Source organism: Allobosea sp. 01N443 (genome assembly GCF_056399325.1).
Map to the genome: position 1 here is coordinate 1 of NZ_JBFTRC010000006.1, position 22,685 is coordinate 22,685.

General features: G+C 66.0%; 20 protein-coding genes. 7 read left to right on the plus strand and 13 right to left on the minus strand.

What is annotated here, in order from left to right:
* The 8 genes from AC1DRP_RS03150 to AC1DRP_RS03185 all read right to left on the minus strand — a co-directional run.
* Positions 1 to 1,167 (minus strand): CHASE2 domain-containing protein (locus AC1DRP_RS03150; RefSeq protein WP_476767778.1); only part of this gene is annotated, 1,167 nt, incomplete at its 3' end.
* Positions 1,167 to 4,916, minus strand: a complete 3,750-nt coding sequence (locus AC1DRP_RS03155; RefSeq protein ID WP_476767779.1) for a FecR domain-containing protein — start codon at positions 4,914 to 4,916, stop codon at positions 1,167 to 1,169. The genes AC1DRP_RS03155 and AC1DRP_RS03150, both read right to left, overlap by 1 nt.
* A gap of 125 nt (positions 4,917 to 5,041) precedes the next feature.
* Positions 5,042 to 5,527 carry a Pycsar system effector family protein gene (locus AC1DRP_RS03160; protein ID WP_441507230.1) on the minus strand — a complete coding sequence of 162 codons (486 nt, stop codon included), beginning with the start codon at positions 5,525 to 5,527 and terminating at the stop codon, positions 5,042 to 5,044.
* A 152-nt stretch (positions 5,528 to 5,679) separates the two neighbouring features.
* On the minus strand, positions 5,680 to 6,318 hold the full coding sequence (locus tag AC1DRP_RS03165) for a CGNR zinc finger domain-containing protein (RefSeq protein ID WP_441490151.1): 639 nt from the start codon (positions 6,316 to 6,318) through the stop codon (positions 5,680 to 5,682).
* Positions 6,319 to 6,489: 171 nt separating this feature from the next.
* On the minus strand, positions 6,490 to 7,737 hold the full coding sequence (locus tag AC1DRP_RS03170; RefSeq protein WP_441507231.1) for an aminotransferase class III-fold pyridoxal phosphate-dependent enzyme: 1,248 nt from the start codon (positions 7,735 to 7,737) through the stop codon (positions 6,490 to 6,492).
* Positions 7,738 to 7,739: 2 nt separating this feature from the next.
* Complete coding sequence (locus AC1DRP_RS03175) at positions 7,740 to 9,863, minus strand: ABC transporter permease (protein WP_476767780.1); 2,124 nt, start codon at positions 9,861 to 9,863, stop codon at positions 7,740 to 7,742.
* Positions 9,860 to 11,005, minus strand: coding sequence for an ABC transporter ATP-binding protein (locus AC1DRP_RS03180; RefSeq protein WP_441507233.1), 1,146 nt, complete (start codon positions 11,003 to 11,005; stop codon positions 9,860 to 9,862). Before AC1DRP_RS03180 ends, AC1DRP_RS03175 begins: the two co-directional genes overlap by 4 nt.
* Positions 11,002 to 11,973, minus strand: a complete 972-nt coding sequence (locus AC1DRP_RS03185; RefSeq protein ID WP_441507234.1) for an extracellular solute-binding protein — start codon at positions 11,971 to 11,973, stop codon at positions 11,002 to 11,004. The genes AC1DRP_RS03180 and AC1DRP_RS03185 overlap by 4 nt, the downstream gene beginning before the upstream one ends.
* A gap of 98 nt (positions 11,974 to 12,071) precedes the next feature.
* Here AC1DRP_RS03185 and AC1DRP_RS03190 point away from each other — a divergent pair, with 98 nt between their 5' ends.
* Complete coding sequence (locus AC1DRP_RS03190; protein ID WP_441507235.1) at positions 12,072 to 12,962, plus strand: LysR substrate-binding domain-containing protein; 891 nt, start codon at positions 12,072 to 12,074, stop codon at positions 12,960 to 12,962.
* A gap of 50 nt (positions 12,963 to 13,012) precedes the next feature.
* On the opposite strand, the gene AC1DRP_RS03195 is transcribed toward AC1DRP_RS03190, so the two are convergent.
* On the minus strand, positions 13,013 to 14,347 hold the full coding sequence (locus AC1DRP_RS03195) for a dicarboxylate/amino acid:cation symporter (RefSeq protein WP_441490156.1): 1,335 nt from the start codon (positions 14,345 to 14,347) through the stop codon (positions 13,013 to 13,015).
* A gap of 213 nt (positions 14,348 to 14,560) precedes the next feature.
* On the opposite strand from AC1DRP_RS03195, the gene AC1DRP_RS03200 reads away from it, so the two are divergent.
* From AC1DRP_RS03200 to AC1DRP_RS03210, 3 genes are read left to right on the plus strand one after another with little or no spacing between them, the layout of a single operon-like run.
* Positions 14,561 to 15,103: a cache domain-containing protein gene (locus AC1DRP_RS03200; RefSeq protein WP_476767781.1), complete on the plus strand. Its 543-nt coding sequence runs from the start codon at positions 14,561 to 14,563 to the stop codon at positions 15,101 to 15,103.
* Positions 15,073 to 16,380, plus strand: a complete 1,308-nt coding sequence (locus AC1DRP_RS03205) for a sensor histidine kinase (RefSeq protein WP_476767782.1) — start codon at positions 15,073 to 15,075, stop codon at positions 16,378 to 16,380. Before AC1DRP_RS03200 ends, AC1DRP_RS03205 begins: the two co-directional genes overlap by 31 nt.
* Positions 16,377 to 17,744: a sigma-54-dependent transcriptional regulator gene (locus tag AC1DRP_RS03210; RefSeq protein WP_441507237.1), complete on the plus strand. Its 1,368-nt coding sequence runs from the start codon at positions 16,377 to 16,379 to the stop codon at positions 17,742 to 17,744. The genes AC1DRP_RS03205 and AC1DRP_RS03210 overlap by 4 nt, the downstream gene beginning before the upstream one ends.
* A gap of 147 nt (positions 17,745 to 17,891) precedes the next feature.
* Here the strand turns inward: AC1DRP_RS03210 and AC1DRP_RS03215 are convergent, their stop codons facing one another.
* Together AC1DRP_RS03215 and AC1DRP_RS03220 are read right to left on the minus strand one after the other, a co-directional pair.
* Positions 17,892 to 18,167, minus strand: a complete 276-nt coding sequence (locus AC1DRP_RS03215) for a hypothetical protein (protein WP_476767783.1) — start codon at positions 18,165 to 18,167, stop codon at positions 17,892 to 17,894.
* 8 nt (positions 18,168 to 18,175) lie between these two features.
* Positions 18,176 to 18,943 (minus strand): DUF899 domain-containing protein, encoded by a 768-nt coding sequence (locus AC1DRP_RS03220; protein WP_441507239.1) that lies wholly within the window; start codon positions 18,941 to 18,943, stop codon positions 18,176 to 18,178.
* A 130-nt stretch (positions 18,944 to 19,073) separates the two neighbouring features.
* Here AC1DRP_RS03220 and AC1DRP_RS03225 point away from each other — a divergent pair, with 130 nt between their 5' ends.
* Positions 19,074 to 20,294, plus strand: coding sequence for a helix-turn-helix domain-containing protein (locus tag AC1DRP_RS03225; RefSeq protein WP_441507240.1), 1,221 nt, complete (start codon positions 19,074 to 19,076; stop codon positions 20,292 to 20,294).
* A gap of 10 nt (positions 20,295 to 20,304) precedes the next feature.
* Positions 20,305 to 20,946 (plus strand): Vgb family protein, encoded by a 642-nt coding sequence (locus tag AC1DRP_RS03230; protein ID WP_441507241.1) that lies wholly within the window; start codon positions 20,305 to 20,307, stop codon positions 20,944 to 20,946.
* A gap of 39 nt (positions 20,947 to 20,985) precedes the next feature.
* Here the strand turns inward: AC1DRP_RS03230 and AC1DRP_RS03235 are convergent, their stop codons facing one another.
* Positions 20,986 to 21,507, minus strand: coding sequence for a cysteine dioxygenase (locus AC1DRP_RS03235; RefSeq protein ID WP_476767784.1), 522 nt, complete (start codon positions 21,505 to 21,507; stop codon positions 20,986 to 20,988).
* A 193-nt stretch (positions 21,508 to 21,700) separates the two neighbouring features.
* Between AC1DRP_RS03235 and AC1DRP_RS03240 the strand changes: the two genes are divergently transcribed.
* Positions 21,701 to 22,171, plus strand: a complete 471-nt coding sequence (locus AC1DRP_RS03240) for an Lrp/AsnC family transcriptional regulator (RefSeq protein WP_441490492.1) — start codon at positions 21,701 to 21,703, stop codon at positions 22,169 to 22,171.
* Positions 22,172 to 22,268: 97 nt separating this feature from the next.
* Here AC1DRP_RS03240 and AC1DRP_RS03245 read toward each other — a convergent pair whose 3' ends face one another.
* Positions 22,269 to 22,685: a MerR family transcriptional regulator gene (locus tag AC1DRP_RS03245; RefSeq protein ID WP_441490493.1), complete on the minus strand. Its 417-nt coding sequence runs from the start codon at positions 22,683 to 22,685 to the stop codon at positions 22,269 to 22,271.

A 22,685-nucleotide genomic window follows, 5' to 3' on the forward strand; every position in this document is an offset into this window, starting at 1 on the left:
CAGCCGGCGCTCGCGGGCGTAGTCGATGCCAAAGCGTGCGCCGAACCCTATGAAGGCCGCAAGCGTCGGCGTCACCGGCGGCAGCCAGACTCGGCCGTAGCGCAGCAGGAGCCAGCTGCCGGCGGCAATGGCAATGACGCTTGCCGCCGCGATCACGCCCGTGCGCCAGGTGATGGCCGCCGAGCCCGTGCCGCAGCCGATCAGGGAGCAAACCAGGACGACGGCTGCGATCGCGCTGAGTGGTGCGGGTCTGATCCAGAGCCCATGCCTGAGATTATCGAGCAGGGTCGCGTGGATCTCGACGCCCGACGTCAGTGTTCCGGTTTTCGTGGTGTAGGGGGTGGAAAACGCATCGTTCGCACCGGAAGCAGCAGTCGGGGCCGCCTTCAGGTTGAACCCAACCAGCACGACCTTGTCTTTGAGGAGGCCTGGCGGAAGAAAGGCTGCCGGGTCGAGCGCCTGATAATAGGAGACCGTCGGATAGGTGCGTGGTCCGCCGAGATACTGGATCAGGACACGCTCGGGGATAGCGGGCAGGGGTTCGCCAATCTGGCCAAGGAGCGCGGCGGCAAAGCTGCCTTCGATGCGTGGCATTCGCCGCAGGACGCCGTCGCTGTCGAGATCGACGGAGGTCACACCGGTTTCCGCGCCGTTTTCCGTGAACGCCGGCAGGGGCTCGACCAGCGAGACCTGCGTGCCATGGTCCATGGCGATGACTTCGCGATCTGCCGCCAGCACCATGCCGGGTGCGAGCGCAGCGGCAAGAGCGGCATCGGCGGCTTCACCCGACGGTTCCGAGAAGATGATATCGAGGCCAATGACCTTCGCGCCTGCCTGCTTCAGGCTCTGGACCAGGCGGGCGTGAGTTGCGCGCGACCAGGGCCAGCGCTCGGACAATTCGGCGAAGGACGGCTCATCGATTGCGACGATCACGGCCCCGGGCTGATCCGGCTGGGGCGGGGCGATCATGGTCAGGATATCGAAGACCCTGGCCTCGACGATCCTGATGCCGGCGCGGCCATGCAGCGGCACGATGAGAAGCGAAACCAGCGCTGCCAGTAAAATGTTGCGCAGGCGGGGGCGCCCGCGCAATTCGATCTGCAGGGCCCTGTAGCGGTGAAGCAGAGCCGCGGCGACCCGGCCTTGAGCAGGCGCTGCGCGCGCCATCAGAACCGGACCTTGAGCGAGCCGGCAATCGTGCGGCCCGCACCGAGGATCGCTTCGCTGGTGCCGACGCGCGCGGCGACCTGCTCGTAGCGCCTGTCGAAGACGTTGAGCAGGGAGAGTCCCAGCAGAAAGCGCCGATCCGGCGTTTCGTAGCTGGCCGCGAGGTCGGTGGTCCAGAAAGGATCGAGCTTGACGCCGCCGGGACTGTCGTAGCGCTCACCGATATAGTTCTCGATCACCGAGAACTTGATGCGGCTGGGATGGACGAAAGTCAGCCCGGCGCGCGCGAAGCGACGCGGCACGAACGGCACGTCGACTTCCAGGCCGTTCGCGTCGATCGTACTGGAATTGGCCATGCCGATGGTGCCGAAGACGCCGATGCCATGCGTCAGCCAGATATTCGYGGTCGCCGTGACATAGTCGATCCTGGCCTTGTTCAGGTCGAAGCTGTCGAGCGTGTCGGGGAAATCGAGCCGCAGGTTTCGGGCTCGCTGGTTCTGGTACTCGACTGCGGTGAAAATGTTCTGGGTCCATTCGGCGTCCCAGCGCAGCGCCACCGTTTCCTTGTTGCCGCCGAGCTGGACCGGCAGGGCGTTCGGAACCAGCCCCACCGTGGTCACCGGTGACAATGTGAACCCGTTCGGCAACTCGGTGTCGCGCCGCCAGGCCGCGCGCAGCCAATGGTTATCGATCGGGGAGAAACCTATGCCGATGCGCGGATCGGCATAGGTCTTGGACCGCGACGGCCCCATATCGGCGCCGAGCAGCTGGATGCCACCCTCGATCTGGATCTTGTCGGAGGGCTGCCATTGCAGATTGGTATAGGCGCGACCGGCCGTGAAATTGCTGCGGGTGCCGTCAAAGGTGTCGTTGCTTTCCAGGAACGAAATGAGGGGAATGGACAGCGTCGCGCCTTGCGCGATGAAGCTGCGAATGCGTCCGCTCTGGCCTTCGAGGCCGCTGCGCAAGGTGAAATCGCCGAAGCCGAAGGTATGGCTGAGCGCGGCCGTGACTGAATCGACCTTCGTGTCCTTCCGCTCGCGCGTGTCGAGCGACAGGAAGAACGGCCCGAAGGTTGGATCGTCGATGACGGCGGCATTCGTCACAGTCCGACGCTGTGACTGATCAGCCCCGGTCGCGACCACTGCACCGGTCAGCACGTTGCGGTAGCCGAATGTGTGGCTCCAGCCGGCGCCGGCCTGATAGGTCTTCACGGAATTGGTATCAGCGTCGAAGAGGTTGATCGCCGGAGCGATCAGATCCGGCTTGGCTGAGTTCACCGTGCCCCAGAGCAGGAAGCGATCGGCCGCACTGGGCGCGATACCGACGAATGCCGCCGCCGACTGGCCGTCTTCGCCGCCGGCCCGGCCGCGGCGATTGCCCGTGTCGATCCGGTTATAGGACAGGGAAACCGATGTCGGCACCGGCTCGTTGCTGAAGGCCTGGACCATGGCCTCGCTTTGCCAGCCGTTGCGGCCGTTGCGGCGTATGAGAGAGCCGCCGAACTCGATGTCGATGAAGGGCCGGCGCAGCAGATCGATGCGGCCGATACGGCCGGAGACCGCCAGCGGATCGAAGAACAAGCCCTGCAGGATGAGGTTGCCGGCGACATCGGCGGTACCGCCTTCGATCTGGTCGAGCGTCGGGCGGGCGAAGAGCGGCCGGGCGCGGCGCGCTGCCGATTGGTCGAAATAGCTCGTGGCGCTGAACGGATCGGCGACGCGGTCGGTGTAATAGCGCCCCCAATCCTCGAGGCTCAGCAGGCGATAGGCCTGCCCGAGATAGGAACCACCGGTCTTCGTCGTCGCCAGCGCCGCGAAATAGCCCCCACGGTTGCGATAGCGTCTCACAGCCTCGCGCGCATTGATGATGGCGGCATCGGCCTCGAGCTGGTCGACGGCGATGGCAGTCCGGGTGATGGATATGATGGGATCGTTCTTGTCGAGACGGTCGGCATTGTCGAGCGCCTGGCCAGCCACTTCCAGGTCACCACTCTGATATTGGGCAATGGCGACCGCGAGCAGACTCTGCGCGTCAGCTGGATTGGCGGCGCTTCCGGCGAGCGTGAACTCCAGCGCCTTCGCCATGTCGCCCTTCTGCAGGTAGTAGCGCCCCTTGGCGGTGTAGGCGGCATCGAGCGAGGGATCGAGCGCCAGTGCCTTCTCGATCAGCCTTCCGGCTTCATCGACGCGGCTCTGGTCGAGCAAGAGAGTGGCGAGATTCGCATAGGCAACAGGATCATCGGGATCGACCGCGATAGCCCGCCGGAAGGCACGCTCGGCCTCAAGCGGCGCATCGCGGGCGCTCTCGGCGAGGCCAAGGCCGTTCCAAAGCGTGGCCTCGCCGGGAGCGACCTCCGTGCCGCGCGTGAAATCGGCAACGGCCCCATCGAGATCGCTGTCGATGCTGCTCTTGAGGTAACCGGAGGCCAGCAGCGTCTCGGGGCTGTCGGGATCGATGGTGCGCATGCGCTCGACRGTGGCCCGCATCTCGTCGCGTCGGTTCAGGAGCAACGAGACCTGCGCCGACACCATCGAGGAGAGCAGGTGGCGGGGCGCCGCCTTCTCCGTCTGACGCAGCACGTTTGCCGCCTCTTCCAGGCCTTTGCCGAAGCCCATGACATAGGCGGCACAGACATTCTGGTCCGCTCCACCGACGCGTGGCATTGGCAGCACGCGCTTGGGTTCGGCCATCGTGGCGGCGGCGTAATAACCGCATCGCGCCGTCAGTTGCTGGCGCCCCGTCGTGCCACGTGCCGCCCGCGCGAACAGCGCGGCTGCTTCCTTGTAGCGCTTGGCCGAACCCGCGAGCATCGCCTCGACGAGATCGAGGCGGGCGCTCTGGCTGGAACGGTTCGCCTGCGTCTCGCCCGTACCGCGCCGCGCCGCAGTCCAGTCCTCGTCCGGGCCCGGGATGAAAGCCGGACGCTGGCCGAGGCGCCGGCGCGCCTCCGCCACCGCCTGCAGCACGATCTCGCGCGGATCATGACCCATGCCATTTTCCGCAATCGCGACCCAATCCTCAGTCGTGCGCGCCGGGATCGGGATGGCGGCGAGCCGCGCGCGCTCGCTGCGCCGTGCCGCACCGTCGAGGCGGGTCGCCGGCAGGCCACGGAACAGGCCGCGCAGCTCCATGTAGAACAGCATCTGCTCGCGATCGTCGGACCTGACCAGAACGGTCTTGGTCGGACGTTCTCCGATACGCGCCGTTGCGCCTTCGCCTTGCTGGACCGTGACCGAGCCCTGGGGGTTGCTGAACTCGACTGTGCCTTCCAGCACGACCAGCGACGTGCGGTCGCCCTGGACCGACAGCGACCAGTCGGTGCCGCGGATCGCGGCCGAGGCGGCCGGCGTCTTCACGGTCACGCCAGTACCGCCGCGCGAGGCACGAGCCCAGACATTGCCATTCGGCACTGTCAATTCGGTCGTGCCCGTCGCCGCTGCGACCTGGTTGACGACGAGCGTCGACTGGCGCCCGACGCGGATCGTCGTCTGGTCCTGAAAGGTGATGCCGAGCGTCCCGATCTCACCGGTACGCAGCGTATCGCCACCAACCACGTCCTGGCGCACGACGGCCGGGTGCCAGCGCGGCTCTCGCTGCAGCTGGAGTTCCTCGCCCCCCTTTGCGGAGACGATGGCGCCGGCGCGAGGCGTCGATCGCGGTACAGGCTCCTGGGCCGATCCCGCCGTCGACGTTGCGGCCACAACCATGAGGCCGGCAAATCCCCGGCGAACGACGCGGCGGAACATGGTGAAGCCCCCGGAGCAATCCAAAACCGTCTAACTAGCTTTTGCTGGTTACAGGTACTAGGGGATGACCTACCGTCCGGCTGTGCCTTTTAGGCAACATGCCGGAGAAGATTTCCAAGCTCCGATTAAAGTGACTTGGCCAAAGATATGGCCCATGTCCACGGGACGGCAGTCAACAAGAGTGCAATCAGCCCCCGCTTGAGGCAGCGAAACTTCGAACGCAGTATCCGGGCGTTGACGTAACACTGGTTCAACACGTCATCGAGGTATTCTTCTTCCGTCATCTTGACGAAGCGAGAACGAAACTCGTCCTGCGGGAGGCCTGCGACAGTACCGAAAAAGGAGAGCGATGGTTTTCCAGCCCGCAGGCGAGGAATCTGCCCGCGCATCAACTGGTACAGAACCGTCGCGAACCCGCCCGCCGCAACGGCCAGGGCAAACATAAAAATGCCGTTCCATTGCTTTACGGCAGGCGTTGCAGCCGAGAGCGCGCCCATCATAGCAACTGTGATGCCCATCAGCCCGGCGCTGCGGCTATCATGCCGCCCGATCCAGTCGATCATCTGCGAAAGCGACTTCTCGGCCCGCTCCCTGACCCAGTCCTCAGCCATTTTCTGCCCTCGCCCCCACCAAGTCCCTTTGCGTCAATCCACAATCACGCGCAAGTACTCTCAGTATCGACCCGACGTGCGAGAGAGATCGGCATCGTTGCTCATTCCATCGCGGCATCAGGCGCCAGGACGTCTTCGGTTGGAATACAGCTTCAGCTGGCTTCGAACTTCCGGGCTCGAAACGCGCGCATTTTCGCGCGGTTGCCGCAAACCTCCATCTCGCACCAGCGTCGCCGCCGATTCTTGGTCGTGTCGAACATGAGCCAGCCGCAATGGTCTCCCTCGCAGCGCTTGACCCGCGCGAGATCTTGCTGGGTCATCACGGTGAGAGCCGAGAGCGCAATCGGCCCGAGCACCGCCTCCACGAGGGCCGTGTAGGGGTCCCATGTCCAGGCGAATCCACCGCCTGAGGTCGAGAGCCGCGCCCGGCTCAGGCAATGGGCATGAACCGCCGTCAACGCCGCGCGATCCTCCTCCCGCGGCGTATCGCGCCGGGCCAATGCCGCGCCGATCTCGTAGACGGTTTCCCGAAGCGCATGGGCCTCGCTCAGCAGCCGGGAAGCGAGAACCTCGTCGGCAGCGACCATTGCCAGGGCCGCATCCCTGTCCGTGTCACTAAGCAGTTTTGCGAGATGCGCCCAGAGGACGATATCGGCCCCGTTATGCAGATACTCGGCATGCTGCGTCCCTCCCCGATCCGCGACAGAATTGACAAAATCGAAGGCGAGCTCGCTGGCGATAAGCGGCAAACTCACAGCGCGGCTGGGGGGCGGCAGGTCGTTGGCATCCATGTAACCGCCTATACCCGTTTAAAAGGTTCTATCAAGCGCTTTCCTCGCGCTCCCTCCCGTAGCGGAGAGCCAGCGGGACACTTGCCCTCGGGGATGCCTCTGACCATGTTGCTGGCCCTCCCGCAGACCGGACGCGGCATCTTGCAGGTACGCTGCGACAGCAGTGCGATTTCAGCAAGGAGGCGCCGCGGCCACCCTTTCGAGCCGTTCGAAACACAGTTCGAGTTCGGCATCGGTCACGGTCATGGGCAGAGAAAAGCCGATGCTGGCCGGCCCTTTGGACGTCGTCGAAAGGCCGAACTCGAAACAGCGCGACACGAGCCTGGCCGCGAATGCCGGGCCGGGATTCATGCCGAAAGCGGCGGGGTCGAACTCGATGGCGAGCAGCAATCCGCACCCTCGTACGCCGAGAATGGCGGGGGCCTCGCTTGCGAGAGCGGCGATGCGCGACCTGATGCGCCGTTCAAGCTCGGCAGCGCGCCGCACCAACCCGTCACGCTCGACGATATCGATCATGGTCAGGGCGGCTCGCGTGGTGAGCGGGTTCTTCTCATGCGTGTAGTGACCGAGATCGAGCTCGGGGGCGATGTCCAGCCGCGCGTCGGCGATGACGGCGGCGATCGGCAGGAGCCCACCACCCAGCGCCTTACCGAGCACCACCGCGTCGGGTATGGCGCCGACATGTTCAAAGGCGAAGAAGCGGCCGGTCTTGCCGAGGCCTGATGGAATCTCGTCGAAGATCAGCAGTGCGCCGTGCCGGTTGCAGAGATCGCGCACTTCGGCCCAGAGCCCGTCCGGCGGGACATGGCAGTTGGAACGGATCGGCTCAGCGACAACGGCCGCGATGCCGGTCTCGGACCTCCCAAGAGCTTCGCGCATCTCCGCGAGCATGCGCTGCGCGCCGTCCGGCGCCCAATAGGGCGTCACGTGCCGACGCCCCGGCAGGAAGGGGCCGAGGCGCGGGTCCGCTGCGGCTTTCGACAGGCCAAAAGCGCCGAAGCCGTGCCCGTGATAGGAGCCTTCCAGCGAGATCGTCTCGTGGCGGCCCGTCGTCACGCGCGCCAGCTTCAGGGCGATCTCCATGGCGTCCGAACCGCCGGTCGCGAAGAGAACCTTGGCCCGCGCACCGGGCCAGTACGCCAGCAGCTTCTCGGCCAGCCCAACTGCGGGTTCGTTGGTGAAGCGGCGCGGCGCGAAGGGCAGCGTATCGAGCTGACGCTTCAACGCCGCGATCACCTCGGGGTGACCATGCCCGATATGGTGGACGGTGTTGCCGTGCAGGTCGATGAAGCGGCGCCCCTCGCTATCCTCGAGCCAGATGCCCTCCGCGGCCCGCAGTGCCGACAAACAGGGGCTCGATCCCTTCTGGTGGAAGAAGGCAGTTGCGTCGCGCGATACGAGATTGTCTTCCATGGCCATCGTCATTTCGAGAATGCTGAGAAGCGCGGCAACGTCAGCCAACGCAGTGGCGAGAGCCGGTGCCGACCAGGCTCCCTGCGCTTTTCGATCAATCTTGCGAGGCCGATGGCGGCGAGCGCGAAGGCCAGCAGGACGAGGCTCTTGGCGGCGGCATAGCCGAATTCACCAGAGCTGGCGTGGTTGAAGATCGCCACCGAAGCGAGCTTGTGGTTGCCGGAGACCAGGAAGATGACCGAGGACAGTGTCGTCAGCGCGTCGATGAAGACATAGAGCATGCCGAGCAGCAGGGCCGGCAGCAAGATCGGCAGCGTGACGTTCAGGAAGCGCAGGACGAGGCCGGCGCCAAGACTTTCTGCTGCTTCGTCGATGGAACCGTCCACGCGCTGCAGGGCTGCGCGGGCGGCCAGCACGCCGACGAAGATGTTCGAGAACAGGATATTGACGACGAGGATCGCTGAGGTGCCGGTCAGCGACAGGCTCGGAATGCCGAAGGGGATGTTGAAGGCGACGATATAACCGATGCCGAAGATGATGCCGGGCAGGATCGCCGGCACCAGCACGAGGAAGACGATGAGGTTGGCGCCCGGCGGCCGCAGGCGCTCGACGACATAGGCGATCACCACGGCGAACAATCCACCCACCGGGCCCGCGATCACACCGATACGCAGGCTTTCCCAGACGAGTTCGAGACCGCGCTCGGAGCTGCCATAGCCCGTGCCGGCAAGGCCGACCTTTGCGCCTTCTCCCGTGAAATGGCCGAGCGTCAGGCTCCAGTCGGTGCCCCAGACCTTTGTCACAGCACCCAGCGCCATGGTGCCGTAGACCGCGAAGATGAGCGCGCCCACCATCCCGGCCAGCGTGGCCAGGCCGATGCGCCAGGAGCGCGGCATGGGCAGCTCGGAGCGCCCCGCGATGCTCGCGCTCGAGTAGCCCTTGCGGCGCCCGAACAGCTCGAGGCCGAGATAGAGCAGCAGCGAGGGGATGATCAGCCAGACACAAAGCGCGGCGGCAAGCGGCGTATTCCTGTAGGCGGTGATCTCGTCATAGACGATCCCGGCGAGAACAGGGGTATCCCGGCCGAGAATCRGCGGATTGCCGAAATCCGTCAGGCTCATGATGAAGACGAGCACGATCGCGCGTTTGATCGCGGGCAAGGCCAGCGGCAGCGTGACATGGCGAAAGGTGGTGAAGTGACCAGCGCCAAGTCCGGCTGCGGCCTCGTCGATGCGCCCGTCCTGCCGGCGCAGGACGTTGTCGAGAATGATCAGCGTCGCTGGCATGAAGGACAATGTCTGTGCCAGCACGACGCCGAGAAGACCGTAGAGATTGCTCTCATCAGCGTCGATCAGCCCGAGGCCCTGGTCGAGCAGCGAATGCGTCACCAGCCCGCGCCGGCCGAACAGCATCACGGTCGCGGTCGCGATCAGCACCGGTGGTGCGACCAGCGGCATCAGGAAGACGCCTCTCATCACAGAGGGCCAGGGCACGCCGCCGCAATTGATGCCGTAAGCCAACGCAAACGCCAGGGGCACCGTGAAGACCACCGACAGGCCGGCAAGCGTCAGGCTATTGAATGCAGCGTTTCGAAGATAGGAATCCTGGAAGACCTTCAGGTAGTGGTCGAGCCCCCAGCGCTCCTCGGAGCCATTGCGCAGCGTGTCGAACGCCTGCTGGCCGATCAAGCTCTTCACCCTGAAGGCGAGCGCAGTCCGTTTGTGCAACATCACATGCGCGAGCGCCTGATTGTCGGCCACCTCGGCCCTGTCCTGCGGCCCAAGGGCGGTGAGTGCGGCCTGCATCGCCTGAGCCTGTTCGGAATAGGGCGCGGTGCGATCCCAGGGCGGGGTGAGCCCGGCGAGCCGGAAGGCCGCAGCGCTCCCTTCGACGCGTTCCGGCTCGGTCGCCGTCTCGCTCCAGCGGCGCATCAGGATTGCCCTGTCTTCCGTCGGTAGCTGGTCCAGGGCCTCGACCGTGACCGCCTTCAGGCGCACCAGAGGCATCGGACCGGAGATGACGAAGCTATTGACGAGCACGGCGCCGATCGGCACGCCGATGAAGACCAGCAGCAGCAGCGTGACGACGCCGCTCGCGAGTGCACGCGGCACTTGGCGCAGCAGGCGCGTCATGACCGGCCCCGCGCCGGTATCAGCGCCGCGCGCCGAGCATCTGGCATGACGATGACCGGCGCGCCGCGTGTGCCGATCCGCTCAGCCTCGTGCGACGGGCAATCGGCAATGACGGTCCGCCCGGAGTCCAGCGTCACGGTGAGGCGCACGACGGCACCAAGGAAGGCCGCGCCCGCGATCCGCCCAGGGAGCCCGCTTACCCCAGGGTGGGCAGCTGAGGCGACCCCAATATGCTCGGGCCGATAGACAGCGGTGACGCGTTCGCCGGATCGGATATCGGGCGGGAGCGCCATGGGCCAGATCTCGCCATAGGCGTCCACGCCGCCGGCCACCGCATGCCCTTCGATCAGGTTCGAGACGCCGATGAACTGCGCGACGAAGAGGGAACCGGGGCGGTGATAGATTTCCGCGGGCGTGCCGATCTGCTCGAAGCGTCCGTTGCACATCACCGCGACCCTGTCGGACAGGGCCAGGGCTTCTTCCTGATCATGCGTCACATAGAGGGTTGTGATGCCGAGCCTGTCGATGATCGACCGCAGCTCGTTACGCAGCTTGACGCGGATGCGAGCATCGAGTGCCGACATCGGCTCGTCGAGCAGCAGCACCTCGGGATCGGATGCGAGCGCGCGCGCCAGTGCGACGCGCTGCTGCTGACCGCCCGACAATTCGTGCGGATAGCGTTCGAGTAGTCGCTCCATCTCGACGAGTCGTGCCAATTCGACGACGCGGCGCTCCCGTTCATCGCGGCCGCGCGAGGCGATCATGAGCGCGAAACCGATATTCTCGGCGACGGTCTTCGTCGGAAACAGCGCATAGGACTGGAAGACGAAGCCCATGCGCCGCCGCGCTGGAGCCATGTCGGTGACATCCTGCTCCGCGCGCAGGACGCGCCCGCCATCCGGCCGCACGAAGCCGGCGATGATCCGGAGCAAGCTCGTCTTGCCGCAGCCGGAATCGCCGAGAAGGGTCACGAATTCTCCCTTGGCGAGATCGAGCGAGACGGCATCGACCGCCCGGGCGGAACCGCCATAGGATTTGACGATGTCGCGCACGGCCAGATGCGGCCGGCCCCTCACGAGGGCCGGTCGCTCTGCGGCAAAGGGCGAGGCCGCCAGTTCGATCACGGTGGCCAAATCCGTCACTGCTTGAGGATGCGGCTGGCGAATTCGCGCCGGAACGCTGTCATGTCGACGGGGCGGCGCATCTGCCAGAGCGTGATCTGCTTCAGATCGACCAGACCGTGCCCGGGCACCGCGGTCGCGCCCACCACCTTGCCGAGCACAGCGGCGGCATCGTCGCTCGCCATGAAATCGAGGAAGACCTTGGCCTCGGCCGGGTTGGGACCGCCGGCAACGAGACCACCGCCCTCGGTGACGTTGGGCGTGATCCGGCCATAGACGATCTCGACCGGCTTGCCCGAGGCCTTGGTCTCGAAACAGGTGGTATCGAAGGTCAGGCCGATCGCGACTTCGCCCGCGCCGGCCAGTTGCGCGCCACCGGAACCTCCATCGGAATACTGGTAGACGTTCTCGTTCAGGTTCTCGACGAACGGCCAGCCGAAAGCGTCGACGAAAGTGGTGAGGATGGCGCCGCCGGTGCCCGATTTGAGCGGCGACGGCAGCGAAATCTCCTTGCGATAAGCCGGCCTGATCAGGTCTTCCCAGGTCGCGGGCATCGGCAGGCCCTTCTGCGCCAACCGTTCCTTGTTGACGACCATGCACATCGTCGTGGCGAAGTACTTGTTGTAGAAACCATCAGCGTCGCGGAAGGCGGGCAGGATCTTCGAGCCCTTCGGCTCGTAGGGCTCGAATACGCCGGCCTGCTTGAGTTGCTCCAGAGCGGCGTTGTTGACGAGATAGACGACGTCGGCCTGGGGCTTGGCCTTCTCGGCGATCGCGCGTTCGGCGATCGGGCCGGTCGAACCCGATACGAACTTCACCTCGATATCGGGATGCTTTTTCTTGAAGGCGCCGACCAGCGCGGTGTTGACGCTGTCGGAGGCGTTGTAGATCACGACCTCCCTGGCGTGTGCGGCGCCGCCTGCCAGGGTGAACGCCGCCGCCGCGATGGCGGCGATCCGTGTGAGGCCTTTGATGCTGGGGCTTGGCATGAATGTCTCCGTGMCTTTAGGAGCTGTCGTGATATAAGTGTTGCTAAATTGTGTGACACTGAAATGAAGCTTCACTTATTCTAACGCCGGCCCGCCCCATGAACCTGTCCCAACTCCGTGCCTTCCACGCCGTCGCGAGCCATCGCACGTTCTCAGCCGCCGCCCAGGCGCTGGGCGTCAGCCAGCCTGCGATCACCCAGCACGTGAAATCCCTTGAGGATGCCGTCGGGACGCGCCTGTTCCTGCGCATGGCGGGCGGTGTAGAACTGACGCCGGACGCACTCGACCTGTTGCCGAGAGTCCGGCAGGCAATCCTCATGCTCGACGATATCTCAGCCCGGATGAGCAACGGCCGCAGCCTTGCCGTGGGTCATCTCTCCATCGGTCTATGCGCGCCTTATGTGGCGATGCCGATCCTGAAGCGCTTTGCCGTCGAGCATCCGGGAGTGCAGCTCGACCTGCGGCTCGAAAATTCCAGCAACCTGCTGGACCTCGTCGCGCAGCACCGCGTCGACATCGGCATCGCGACCCTGCGCGAGCCGCATCCGGATTTTGCCTGCAACTTTCTGCTCGATCAGCGGCTGGAGATCCTGGTCCATGCCGGCCATCCCTGGTGGGAGCGCAGCCAGGTCGAGGCAGCCGAACTGGTGGGTCAGCGCCTCGTCACGCGCGAGGCCGGCTCAATGACCCGCCATCTCTTCGAGACGGCGCTGGCCGACCACGGCATCGAGATCACGCCGCATCTGATCCTTGGCAGCCGGGAGGCGGTCAAGGAGGCCGTAGCGGCCGGCATCGGCGTCGGAATCGTGCTCGACCGCGAGCGCGGCTTCGACCCCCGGCTGCGCGCGCTGACCGTCCGCGACTTCGATGTCATGGCCGGAGAGTATCTGGTCACGCGCCGGGAGACCCGCAGCCTCGGAAGCGTCGGCGCCTTCGTCGCCATCGCGCTCGCGGCCTTCAAGGGAGGAGCGGCCGATCGCCGCCTGTAGATCGCAGCCCGGCTGGGGCCGGTCCGCTCACGTGCCAGCGGCGGCAAGGATCACTCGGCCGGGGCGAGCAAGGGCTCGTCGAGCAGGTCCGGCAGATCGCCGCTCAGCGCGGCCTTGAGCCGGTCCTGATCAAGCTCGCCCTCCCAGCGCGCCACCACGATCGTGGCGACGGCGTTGCCGATGAAGTTGGTCACCGCACGGCATTCCGACATGAACCGGTCGATGCCGAGGATCAGCGCCATGCCGGCAACCGGGACGGCCGGCACGACGGACAGGGTGGCGGCCAGCGTGATGAAGCCAGCGCCCGTGATCCCGGCCGCTCCCTTCGAGCTCAGCATCGCCACCAGCAGCAGCAGGATCTGGTCGCCGAGCGGCAGGTGGATGTCCATGGCCTGGGCGATGAAGAGCGCCGCCAGCGTCATGTAGATATTGGTGCCGTCGAGGTTGAACGAGTAGCCGGTCGGCACGACGAGGCCGACGACGGAGCGCTTGCAGCCGGCCTGCTCCATCTTCTCCATCAGGGTCGGCAGCGCTGCCTCCGAGGAGGACGTGCCGATCACCAGCAGGATCTCTTCCTTGATGTAGCGGATCAGCGCCAGGATCGAGAAACCGTTATAGCGCGCGACCGCACCGAGCACGACGAGCACGAAGATCGCCGAGGTCAGGTAGAAGGTGCCGATCAGCATCGCCAGATTGGCGACGGAGCCGATGCCATAGCGGCCGATGGTGAAGGCCATGGCGCCGAAGGCGCCAAGCGGGGCCGCCTTCATCAGGATGGCGACGAGCTTGAAGATGGGCGCCGACAGGGCCTGCAGGAAGTCGACCACCGGCTTGCCGCGCTCGCCCACCATCGACAGCGACAGGCCAAACAGCACCGAGAAGAACAGCACCTGCAGGATGTCGCCGGAGGCGAAGGCGCCGACGATCGTGTTCGGGATGATGTTCTGGAGAAAGCCGACCACGCTGGAATCATGCGCCTGGGTCGCGTAGCCCTGCACCGATTTCGCGTCGAGGCTGGCGGGGTTGATGTGCAGGCCGGCGCCCGGCTGCAGCAAGTTACCGACCACAAGCCCGATGATCAGCGCCAGCGTCGAGAAGGTCAGAAAGTAGATCATCGCCTTGCCGGCGACGCGCCCGACCTTCTGCATGTCGCTCATTCCGGCGATGCCGGTCGAGACCGTCAGGAAGATGACGGGCGCGATGATCATCTTCACCAGCTTGATGAAGGCGTCTCCGAGCGGCTTGAGGGCAGCGCCCTGCTCCGGCCAGAAATGGCCGAGCAGGATGCCGGCCGCGATGGCCGCGAGCACCTGCACATAGAGATGCTGATAGAATTTCCTGGCAGGGGCCGGCTGGGCCGGCGCCTGGTCGAGCGTGATCGCCATGACTTCCTCCTTGGGGTCGGTCTCGCGGTGTTCTTGCTGTTCTGGACGCCGCTTGGCCGCGCTGTTGGCAATCGCCGTGCCAAGCCCTGAAGACGAATTTAATTGCGTATATTCAAAGGCTTGACCGGCCACGCGCTTCTCGCGGCGATGCACCCTGGCGATCCCCCGCACAGCGAAAGGTTGATTTGTGCGGATTTCCGCACATGATGGGACATGACCATACCCCCGCCGGAAGAGCGCGACCGCTGGGCGGCCAGGCGCCGCTGGATCGCCTTCGGGCTGCTTGTCGCGGTCATCGCCGTCGTCGCCTTCGTGATCGCCGGCGATATCGGCCGCAACCGCGCCATCGCGACCACGCACGCTCGCGCCGAGGATGCCGGCACGCTGGCGCTCGCGATCCTGCGCGGCGAATTGGAGAAGCAGCGCGCATTGCCGGTCATCCTGGCGCGCGATCCCGATGTGCGCGCGGCCCTGGTCGATGGCGACAGGCAGGCCCTCGACAGCAAGCTGGAGGCGATCGCGCGCGAGACCCGCGCCGCCGTGATCTATGTGCTCGGCAAGGACGGGATCACGATCGCCGCGAGCAACTGGCGCGAGCCGACGAGCTTTGTCGGCAACGACTACGCCTTCCGCGACTATTTCAGCGCTGCCGTCTCCGGCGGCGCGGCCGAGCAGTTTGCGCTCGGCACGGTCAGCAAGCGCCCGGCCTCTACATCACCAGCCGCGTGGATGACGGCGAGACCGCGCTCGGCGTGATCGTGGTCAAGGTCGAGTTCGACCAGGTCGAGGCCGATTGGCGGGCGCTCGGCGGGCAGACCTTCGTCGTCGACAAGCGCGGCGTCGTGCTGCTCTCCACATTTGCGGACTGGCGCTTCCGGGTCGAAGAGGCCCTGGCCCCACAGACAGCAGCTGAGATCCGGCAGTCCCTGCAATTCGGCGCCGCGCCGCTGACGCTGCTGCCCTTGCAGCGCGAGGACGAAATCGTCCGCGGCACCGGCGCTGTTGCCGGAGCGCATGTCGCCTCGCGTATCCCGATCCCGACCACCGACTGGAGGCTCGAGGTGCTCCTCCCGGTCGACCAGGCGATCCGCGACCAGCGGGCGGAACTGCAGACGCTCATCGCGCTCCTGCTCATGCCGGGCGCCGCGCTCGGCGCGCTGGCGCTGCGCCGCCGTCAGGTCAACCTCGCCAGGCGCAGCGCCGAGGCGCGGATCAAGGACGAGCTCGAACGGCGCGTCGCCGAGCGCACCGCCGCGCTCGCCGGAGCGAATGCCCGGCTCGTCGAAGAGATGGCGGAGCGCACGCGGGCGCAGGAGCGCCTCTCCGATGCGCGCGAGGAGTTGGCAAAGGCCAACCGACTCGCAACCTTGGGCCAGGTCACGGCCGGCGTCGCCCACGAAATCAACCAGCCTCTCGCCGCGATGCGGACCTATGCCGAGAATGCCCGCGCCTTCCTCGAGCGTACGGATGCGGCCAGCGTCGACGGCGCGCTGGGCAAGATCGTCAGGCTGACCGAGCGGATCGGCWCCATCACGGACACGCTGCGCGGCTTCGCGCGGCGCGGCGGGGGGCCGCTTGGGCCGGTCGATCTTCGAGAGGCGATCGACGGCGCGCTGATGATCCTCGATGCCGCGCTGCGCCAGGCCGGCGTCACGCCGGTGGTCCCGGCGCTGACCCCGCCGGTCTCGGTGCTTGCCCGCCCGGTCGAACTCGAACAGGTCCTCGTCAACCTGATGCGCAACGCCATCGAGGCCATGGCCCAGCGCCGGAACGGGCAGGCACCGCGGCTCGCCATCAGCATCGCAACTGAAGCCGAGCACGTCGAGATCGCCATCGTCGATAACGGACCGGGGCTCGACGCGGAGGCCCTGGCGGCGCTCTTCACCCCGTTCCGCACCACGAAATCGCGCGGGCTCGGCCTCGGGCTGGTGATCTCCCACGACATCGTCGCGGCCTTCGGCGGCACGCTTAATGTCGCCAGCCGCGCCGGAAAAGGCAGCACCTTCACGATCAGCCTGAAGAGAGCCGCATGACCGGTCCCGACAGCACCCACGGCATCATCGAGGTCGCCTTCGTCGATGACGATCCCGATCTGCGAGACGCCAATGCGCAGGCGCTGCGCCTCGCCGGCTTCCGTGCGGTGCCACTGGGCTCGGCCCAGGCCGCGCTCGACCGTATCGGCCCGGACTATGCCGGCGTCGTCGTGACCGATGTACGTATGCCCGGCATGGACGGCATCGCCTTGTCCAGGCAACTGCGCGCCCTCGATCCGGACATTCCGGTGATCGTGATCTCCGGTCATGCGGATATCGCCATGGCGGTCGAGGCGATGAGCGAAGGCGCTTATGACTTCATCGCCAAGCCCTATTCGACCGAGCGCCTGGTCGAAACCTTGCGCCGTGCGGTGGAGAAGCGCGCGCTCATCATCGAGAACCGTCGCCTGCGTGCGCTTGCCGCCAGCTCCGACGAGGAGACCGCGCTGCTCGGCGAGGCGCCTGCCATCCTGCGCCTGCGCCAGACCATTCGCGATCTCGCCGATGTCGATGTCGACGTCCTGGTGCTGGGCGAAACCGGCACGGGCAAGGAGGTCGTCGCCAATCTGCTGCATCGGCTCGGTCGCCGCCGCGACAAGCCCTTCGTCGCGCTGAACTGCGGCGCGCTGCCCGAGAGCGTCATCGAGAGCGAGCTCTTCGGCTACGAGGCCGGCGCCTTCACCGGCGCGCAGAAGCGACGGATCGGCCGCATCGAGCATTCCAGCGGCGGCACGCTCTTCCTCGACGAGTTGGAGAGCATGCCGCCCGCAGCCCAGGTCAAGCTGCTGCGCGTGCTGGAGATGCGCGAGATCACGCCGCTCGGCTCCAACGACCTGCGCCGCGTCGACCTGCGCGTCGTCGCCGCGACGAAGCTCGATCTAGGCGACCCCGCGCAGCGCGGCGATTTCCGCGAGGATCTCTATTACCGCCTCAACGTGGTCACGTTGCGCATCCCTCCCCTGCGCGAGCGGCGCCGCGACGTGCCGCTGCTCTTTGCCCAGTTCCTCGCCCGGGCGGCGCGAAAATACGGGCGCGAGGTGCCGGCGCTGGACCGCAGCGTCGAGCGTCACCTGGTCGAGAATGCCTGGACGGGCAATGTCCGTGAGCTGGTCCATTTCGCCGAACGCGTGGCGCTCGGGCTCTCCGGCGACATGCCGGCTGCGCAGGCGCGCGAGGATGCCGTGCCCTCCAGCCTGCCCGAGCGCCTCACCGCGATCGAAGCGAACCTGATCCGCGAGGCGCTGGAAGCCAATCGCGGCGATGTCCGCGCAACCCTCGAGATGCTGGGCATCCCGCGCAAGACCTTTTACGACAAGCTCGCCCGTCACGGCATCGACCGCGCGGCTTACGCGATGCCCGGGTGAGCTCCGGCGGGGATAACCGCCCGCGCACCGGCGTGCGAGCGGATACCAACGGCACGAAATCGCTTGATGCCCCCCGCAGGGAGGCCGTTGTGGCGCAAAGCCGGACTCGGGCATTATGGCCGGTGTCCGCCATCGTCATCGTGAACGTCAGCGCCAAGTCCTCAGCGTGCGCCGCCGCTCCTGCCGACTGGCGATCAGCTTCAGCCAGGGCGCCATGTGGAAAGCGCTCATCAGCACGTACATCGGCACCATTCCGTTCAACGGAGATGCGCCTTGTGCGGCCGTGCAGAGGATATCCAGCTGACCACCGCCATTCATGCCGGTGAGCAGCGCCATGACCGCGAAGGTCGGCGCTGCCGCGAGGCATAGCCAGTCGGCAGCACCGTGAGCCGCCACGCCGCCGCTTTCGGAACGGATCGCCATGACCTCACTCACCCCTGCTCGTATTCGTCGTGGCGGCGCCACCAGGGACCACCGGCCTCGTTGCGCCCCTTGGGTGCGCGGTCGAGCCAGGGATACATGCCCCAGATGCCATCCACCCCGCGCGCATAGGTGGAATAGGTGTGGTAGACGACGCCATTGTCGCGCACGAAGGCGCTCATGCCCGGCCTGTCGCGCGTATATGTCGGCACATCGGTCCCGGACATGGCCGCGAAATCGGCGACGGGGCCCGTGACCGGCAGTGCGTCCATTACGAAACCGCTGCGCCGATAGTTGTAGTCTATCGCCCCCGCGCGCTGCACGTCCTCGGTGAACGAGACGTTGAAGTCGTAATTGAAGTCGCCGCCGGCCGAGGATGCCCAGGGAAACGTCCACCCCATCCGCTGCTTGTAGGCCTGCAGCTTGGTGAGCGGCGCCCGCGACACCGCCGTGAGCGTCACATCGTGGTTCGCGAGGTGCAGGTAGAAGCCGTTGAACCCATCGGCGATTGCAGAGCAGGACGGGCACCCCGCCTTGTAGTCGGGCCCGAACATGAAATGATAGACGAGGAGTTGCGAGCGCCCTCGAAAGAGGTCCGTCAGTGCGGCGCTGCCATCATCGGTCTCGAAGCGGTACTCCTTGTCGACCTGCACCCAGGGCAGTTCCTGGCGCCGCCGCGCCAGTTCGTCGCTGCGCCGTGTCAGGTCCTTCTCGTCATCGAGCAGCCCGAGCCGGGCGGCCAGCCACTCTTCACGCGTCCCGGTGATATGTATCGTCATTGTCGCAGCTCCTGTCGTCAGGTGACCTTCGCCGCTCGCCCCTCTTGCGAAGCGACGGGTGGTCGGCGGTGATGAGATTGATAGGGACAGCGCCTCGAGGGGTGGGAGTGACAAATGTGACGGGATTCCGATGGACTCTCTGATCACCGCGGCGGCGCGCGCGCTTGCCGCAGGCGATCCCCTCGGCGCCTTGAACCGGGTTGCGCTGCGCGACGATGCGCCCGCGCTCGCGCTGCGGGGCATCGCGATGGCCCAGCTCGGGGATCTCGTTCGGGCGAAGGGTCTCCTGCGGCGCGCGGCCCGTTCCTTCGGCCCGAAAGAGGCCGTGGCGAGAGCACGGTGCATTGTCGCCGAGGCCGAGATCGCGCTCGCCTCCCGCGATCTCGGCTGGCCTGCGAAGGCGCTCGATGCAGCGCGCGCGACACTCGAGGAGCACGGTGACCGGCTGAACGGCGCCCATGCGCGGCATCTCGAGGTGCGCCGGCTCCTGCTGATCGGGCGCCTCGACGAGGCCGAGCGCAAGCTTGCCGAACTCGACCCCATCCCCCTTCCGCCCGCATCGCGGACCGTCCACGAACTGGTGGCGGCAGGAATCGCGATGCGACGCCTCCGGACGAAGGCGGCGCGTGTTGCGCTTGCGCATGCCGAAGATGCGGCGCGCCGTGCCGGTATCCCGGCGCTGACCGCAGAGGTCGAAAGCGCGGCCCTCCTGCTGAGCACAACGGCAGCACGGCTGATCGCGCGTGGCGAGGAGCGCCCGCTCCTGCTCCAGGATGTCGAGACGCTGCAGGCGTCGGATGCTCTCGTGGTGGATGCGTGCCGATATGTGGTGCGCGCCCCGCACAGGGTTGTCTCACTCGCCACCCGCCCGGTCTTGTTCGCATTGGCACGGACACTGGCCGAAGCGTGGCCCGGGGACGTATCGCGCGACATGCTCGTCGCGCGGGCCTTCGGAGCGAAGCAGGCCGACGAATCGCACCGCGCCCGGTTGCGGGTCGAAATTGGGCGGCTGCGCCGATTGCTGCGGGGGCTGGCCGGCTTAAGCGCGACGAAACAAGGCTTCTCGCTAGCGCTGCACCACGCTGGCGATGTCGCCGTCCTGGCCCGGCCCGTTGAGGAACGGCATGCGGACGTGCTGGCTTTCGTTGCCGATGGTGAGGCGTGGTCGAGCTCCGCGCTCGCGCTTGCGCTTGGCGCCAGCCAGCGGACCGTGCAGCGGGCGCTGGACGCGCTTGCGGCAACCGGAAAGGTGCAATCCTTCGGTCACGGACGGGCGCGGCGCTGGATCACCCCGCCGATGCCGGGATTCACGACAACCTTGTTACTCCCCGCTCCGCTGCCAAGCGACTAGGATGAGAGGCATGGAAAAATCAGCAGCCGAAATTCTCCGTGAGTATGGTCCCTTTCCGGGTGTCGACCACGTCCACGGATTGACCTTCGATGGCCAGCACGTCTGGTTCGCGTCCGGCGACAAGCTGAGCGCGCTCGACCCTGCCAGCGGGAAGACGGTTCGCTCGATCGAGGTGGCAGCACATGCCGGAACGGCCTTCGACGGCCAACACCTGTTTCAGCTTGCCGAAAGCCGCATTCAGAAGATCGATCCGAAGACCGGTCATGTGCTTGCGACGATCCCCGCTCCGGGCGGCGGCGGCGACTCGGGGCTCGCCTGGGCCGAAGGGACACTCTGGGTGGGGCAGTACCGGGACCGCAAAATCCATCAGATCGATCCCGAGACCGGGACGATTCTTCGCACAATCGAATCCAATCGCTTCGTCACCGGAGTCACGTGGAGCGACCAGGAACTCTGGCACGGCACATGGGACGGTGACGAGAGCGACTTGAGACGAGTCGACCCTCGAACGGGAGAGGTCCTGGAGGTGCTCGATCTGCCGCCCGGCATGGGCGTGTCAGGGCTCGAGGCCGATGGCGGTGATCAGTTCTTCTGCGGAGGCGGAAACAGTGGCAAGGTGAGAGCCGTCCGCCGACCGAGGCGCCTGGCCTAAGCCTCGATCCCTGCCGGCCGCGCTCGCCTGCAGCGCAGTTCAGTTCGTCAGGACGGTGAACTCAGTCTCGATCGACGAGGCGTGGCGTTGATGATCGAAGCCGTAGATATGGATCGAGATCGCGTCCRTGCTGCCGAGGTTCTGCATGCGGTGGATATTGGGACCTGAGGGCAGCATGCAGCCCACGAAGCCCGGCATGCGCGCATGCTCCTGGGTGGGGACGGCACGGCTCTCGTCGACGGCGCGATACCAGGTCTCGGTGACCGTTCCGCTGACCACCCCGAAGCAGCAGGAGCAATGGTGATCGTGGATCGACGTCGCTGCGCCGGGGCTCCAGACCATCGCCCAGACGCTGACGCCATCGTCACCCACGAGAAGGTTCCGGGCATAGCTGCCGGGCTTGCGCTCCAGGGGCAGGCGCAGAATKGCTTCCGGATTGGCAACGATCTCTTCGAGCACCGCGCGGGCCGCCTTGAGGTAATCGCGGGAAAGCGTGCCGCTATCCGTCCGCAGGACCTGCAGCACGTCTGCGCGCCTGCCCTCGCTCAAGAACCCCTGCATGACGCGAACTCCCCTCTCCATCGCTTGCAGCAAGGATAACTCGGGAGACGGGAAACGCGTTTGCGATCTCGGTCAAAAATTCCCCACTTCTAGAAACTCATACCAATTTGTTCTCTGTCCTTGAAATCTGTTACCCATTCCATGATCAAATGGGCAACCGGATCGCGCGATCGCATGAGGGACCATGGCCAAGCTGGATGAGTTCGATCTCAGAATTCTCTCCTGCCTGCAGAGGGACGCCAGCATGCCGCTGGCCGAGCTGGCCGCAGAGGTTGGCCTCTCGGCCACTCCATGCTGGCGCCGCGTGCAGAAGCTGGAAGGCAGCGGCCTCATTCGAAAGCGGGTGGCGCTGCTCGACCGTACAAGGCTGGGAGCCGGCGTAACCGTCTTCATCGCGGTCAAGACGAGCCGCCACTCGATGGAGTGGCTCGAGCGCTTCCACGCCGCCGTCGCCGACCTGCCCGAGATCGTCGATTTCTATCGGATGAGCGGCGAAATCGATTACCTGCTCAAGGCTTTCGTGCCCGATATCGCGGCCTATGACGCCCTCTACAAGAAGCTGATTTCACGCGTCGACCTCAACGACGTGACCTCCATGTTCGCAATGGAGGAGCTCAAGTCGACAACTGCGATCCCCCTGGCCTTCGCCAAGGACGGCTCCTGAGCCCGGAGCAAGCGCCAGTGGCTGTCGACCCCCGGTCCTCCGGTCGCGCAATGCTCGGCAACCGCCGGCAATCCCGGACGGTTCGGGCTCAACCCTGTCAATGACCGTGGCGACATTGTCCGTGATCGGCCAAGGCCTCGATGATCGCACAGTCGCAAGCCTTGACGCCGCCCGAGCAAGTGGTGGCGATGCGAGCGAGCTCGGTCTCCAGCGAGCGCAGCTTCGCGATCTTGTCGCGGACCTCGTCGAGATGGCTGACCGCGATCGCATGGGCTTCATCGCAGGCCATCGCCGGATTGTCGGAGAGGCGGAGCAGGGTCCGGATGCCTTCTACGGGGAAACCCAGATCTCGAGCGTGCTTGATGAAGGCGAGCCGCTCGATATGGCGTCGTCCGTAGCGGCGCTGATTGCCTTCCGAACGCTCGGGTGGCGGCAGCAGCCCGACCTGCTCATAATAGCGAATGGTCTCGACCTTGACGCCGGTCCGATCGGAAAGTCCGCCGATCGGAACCAC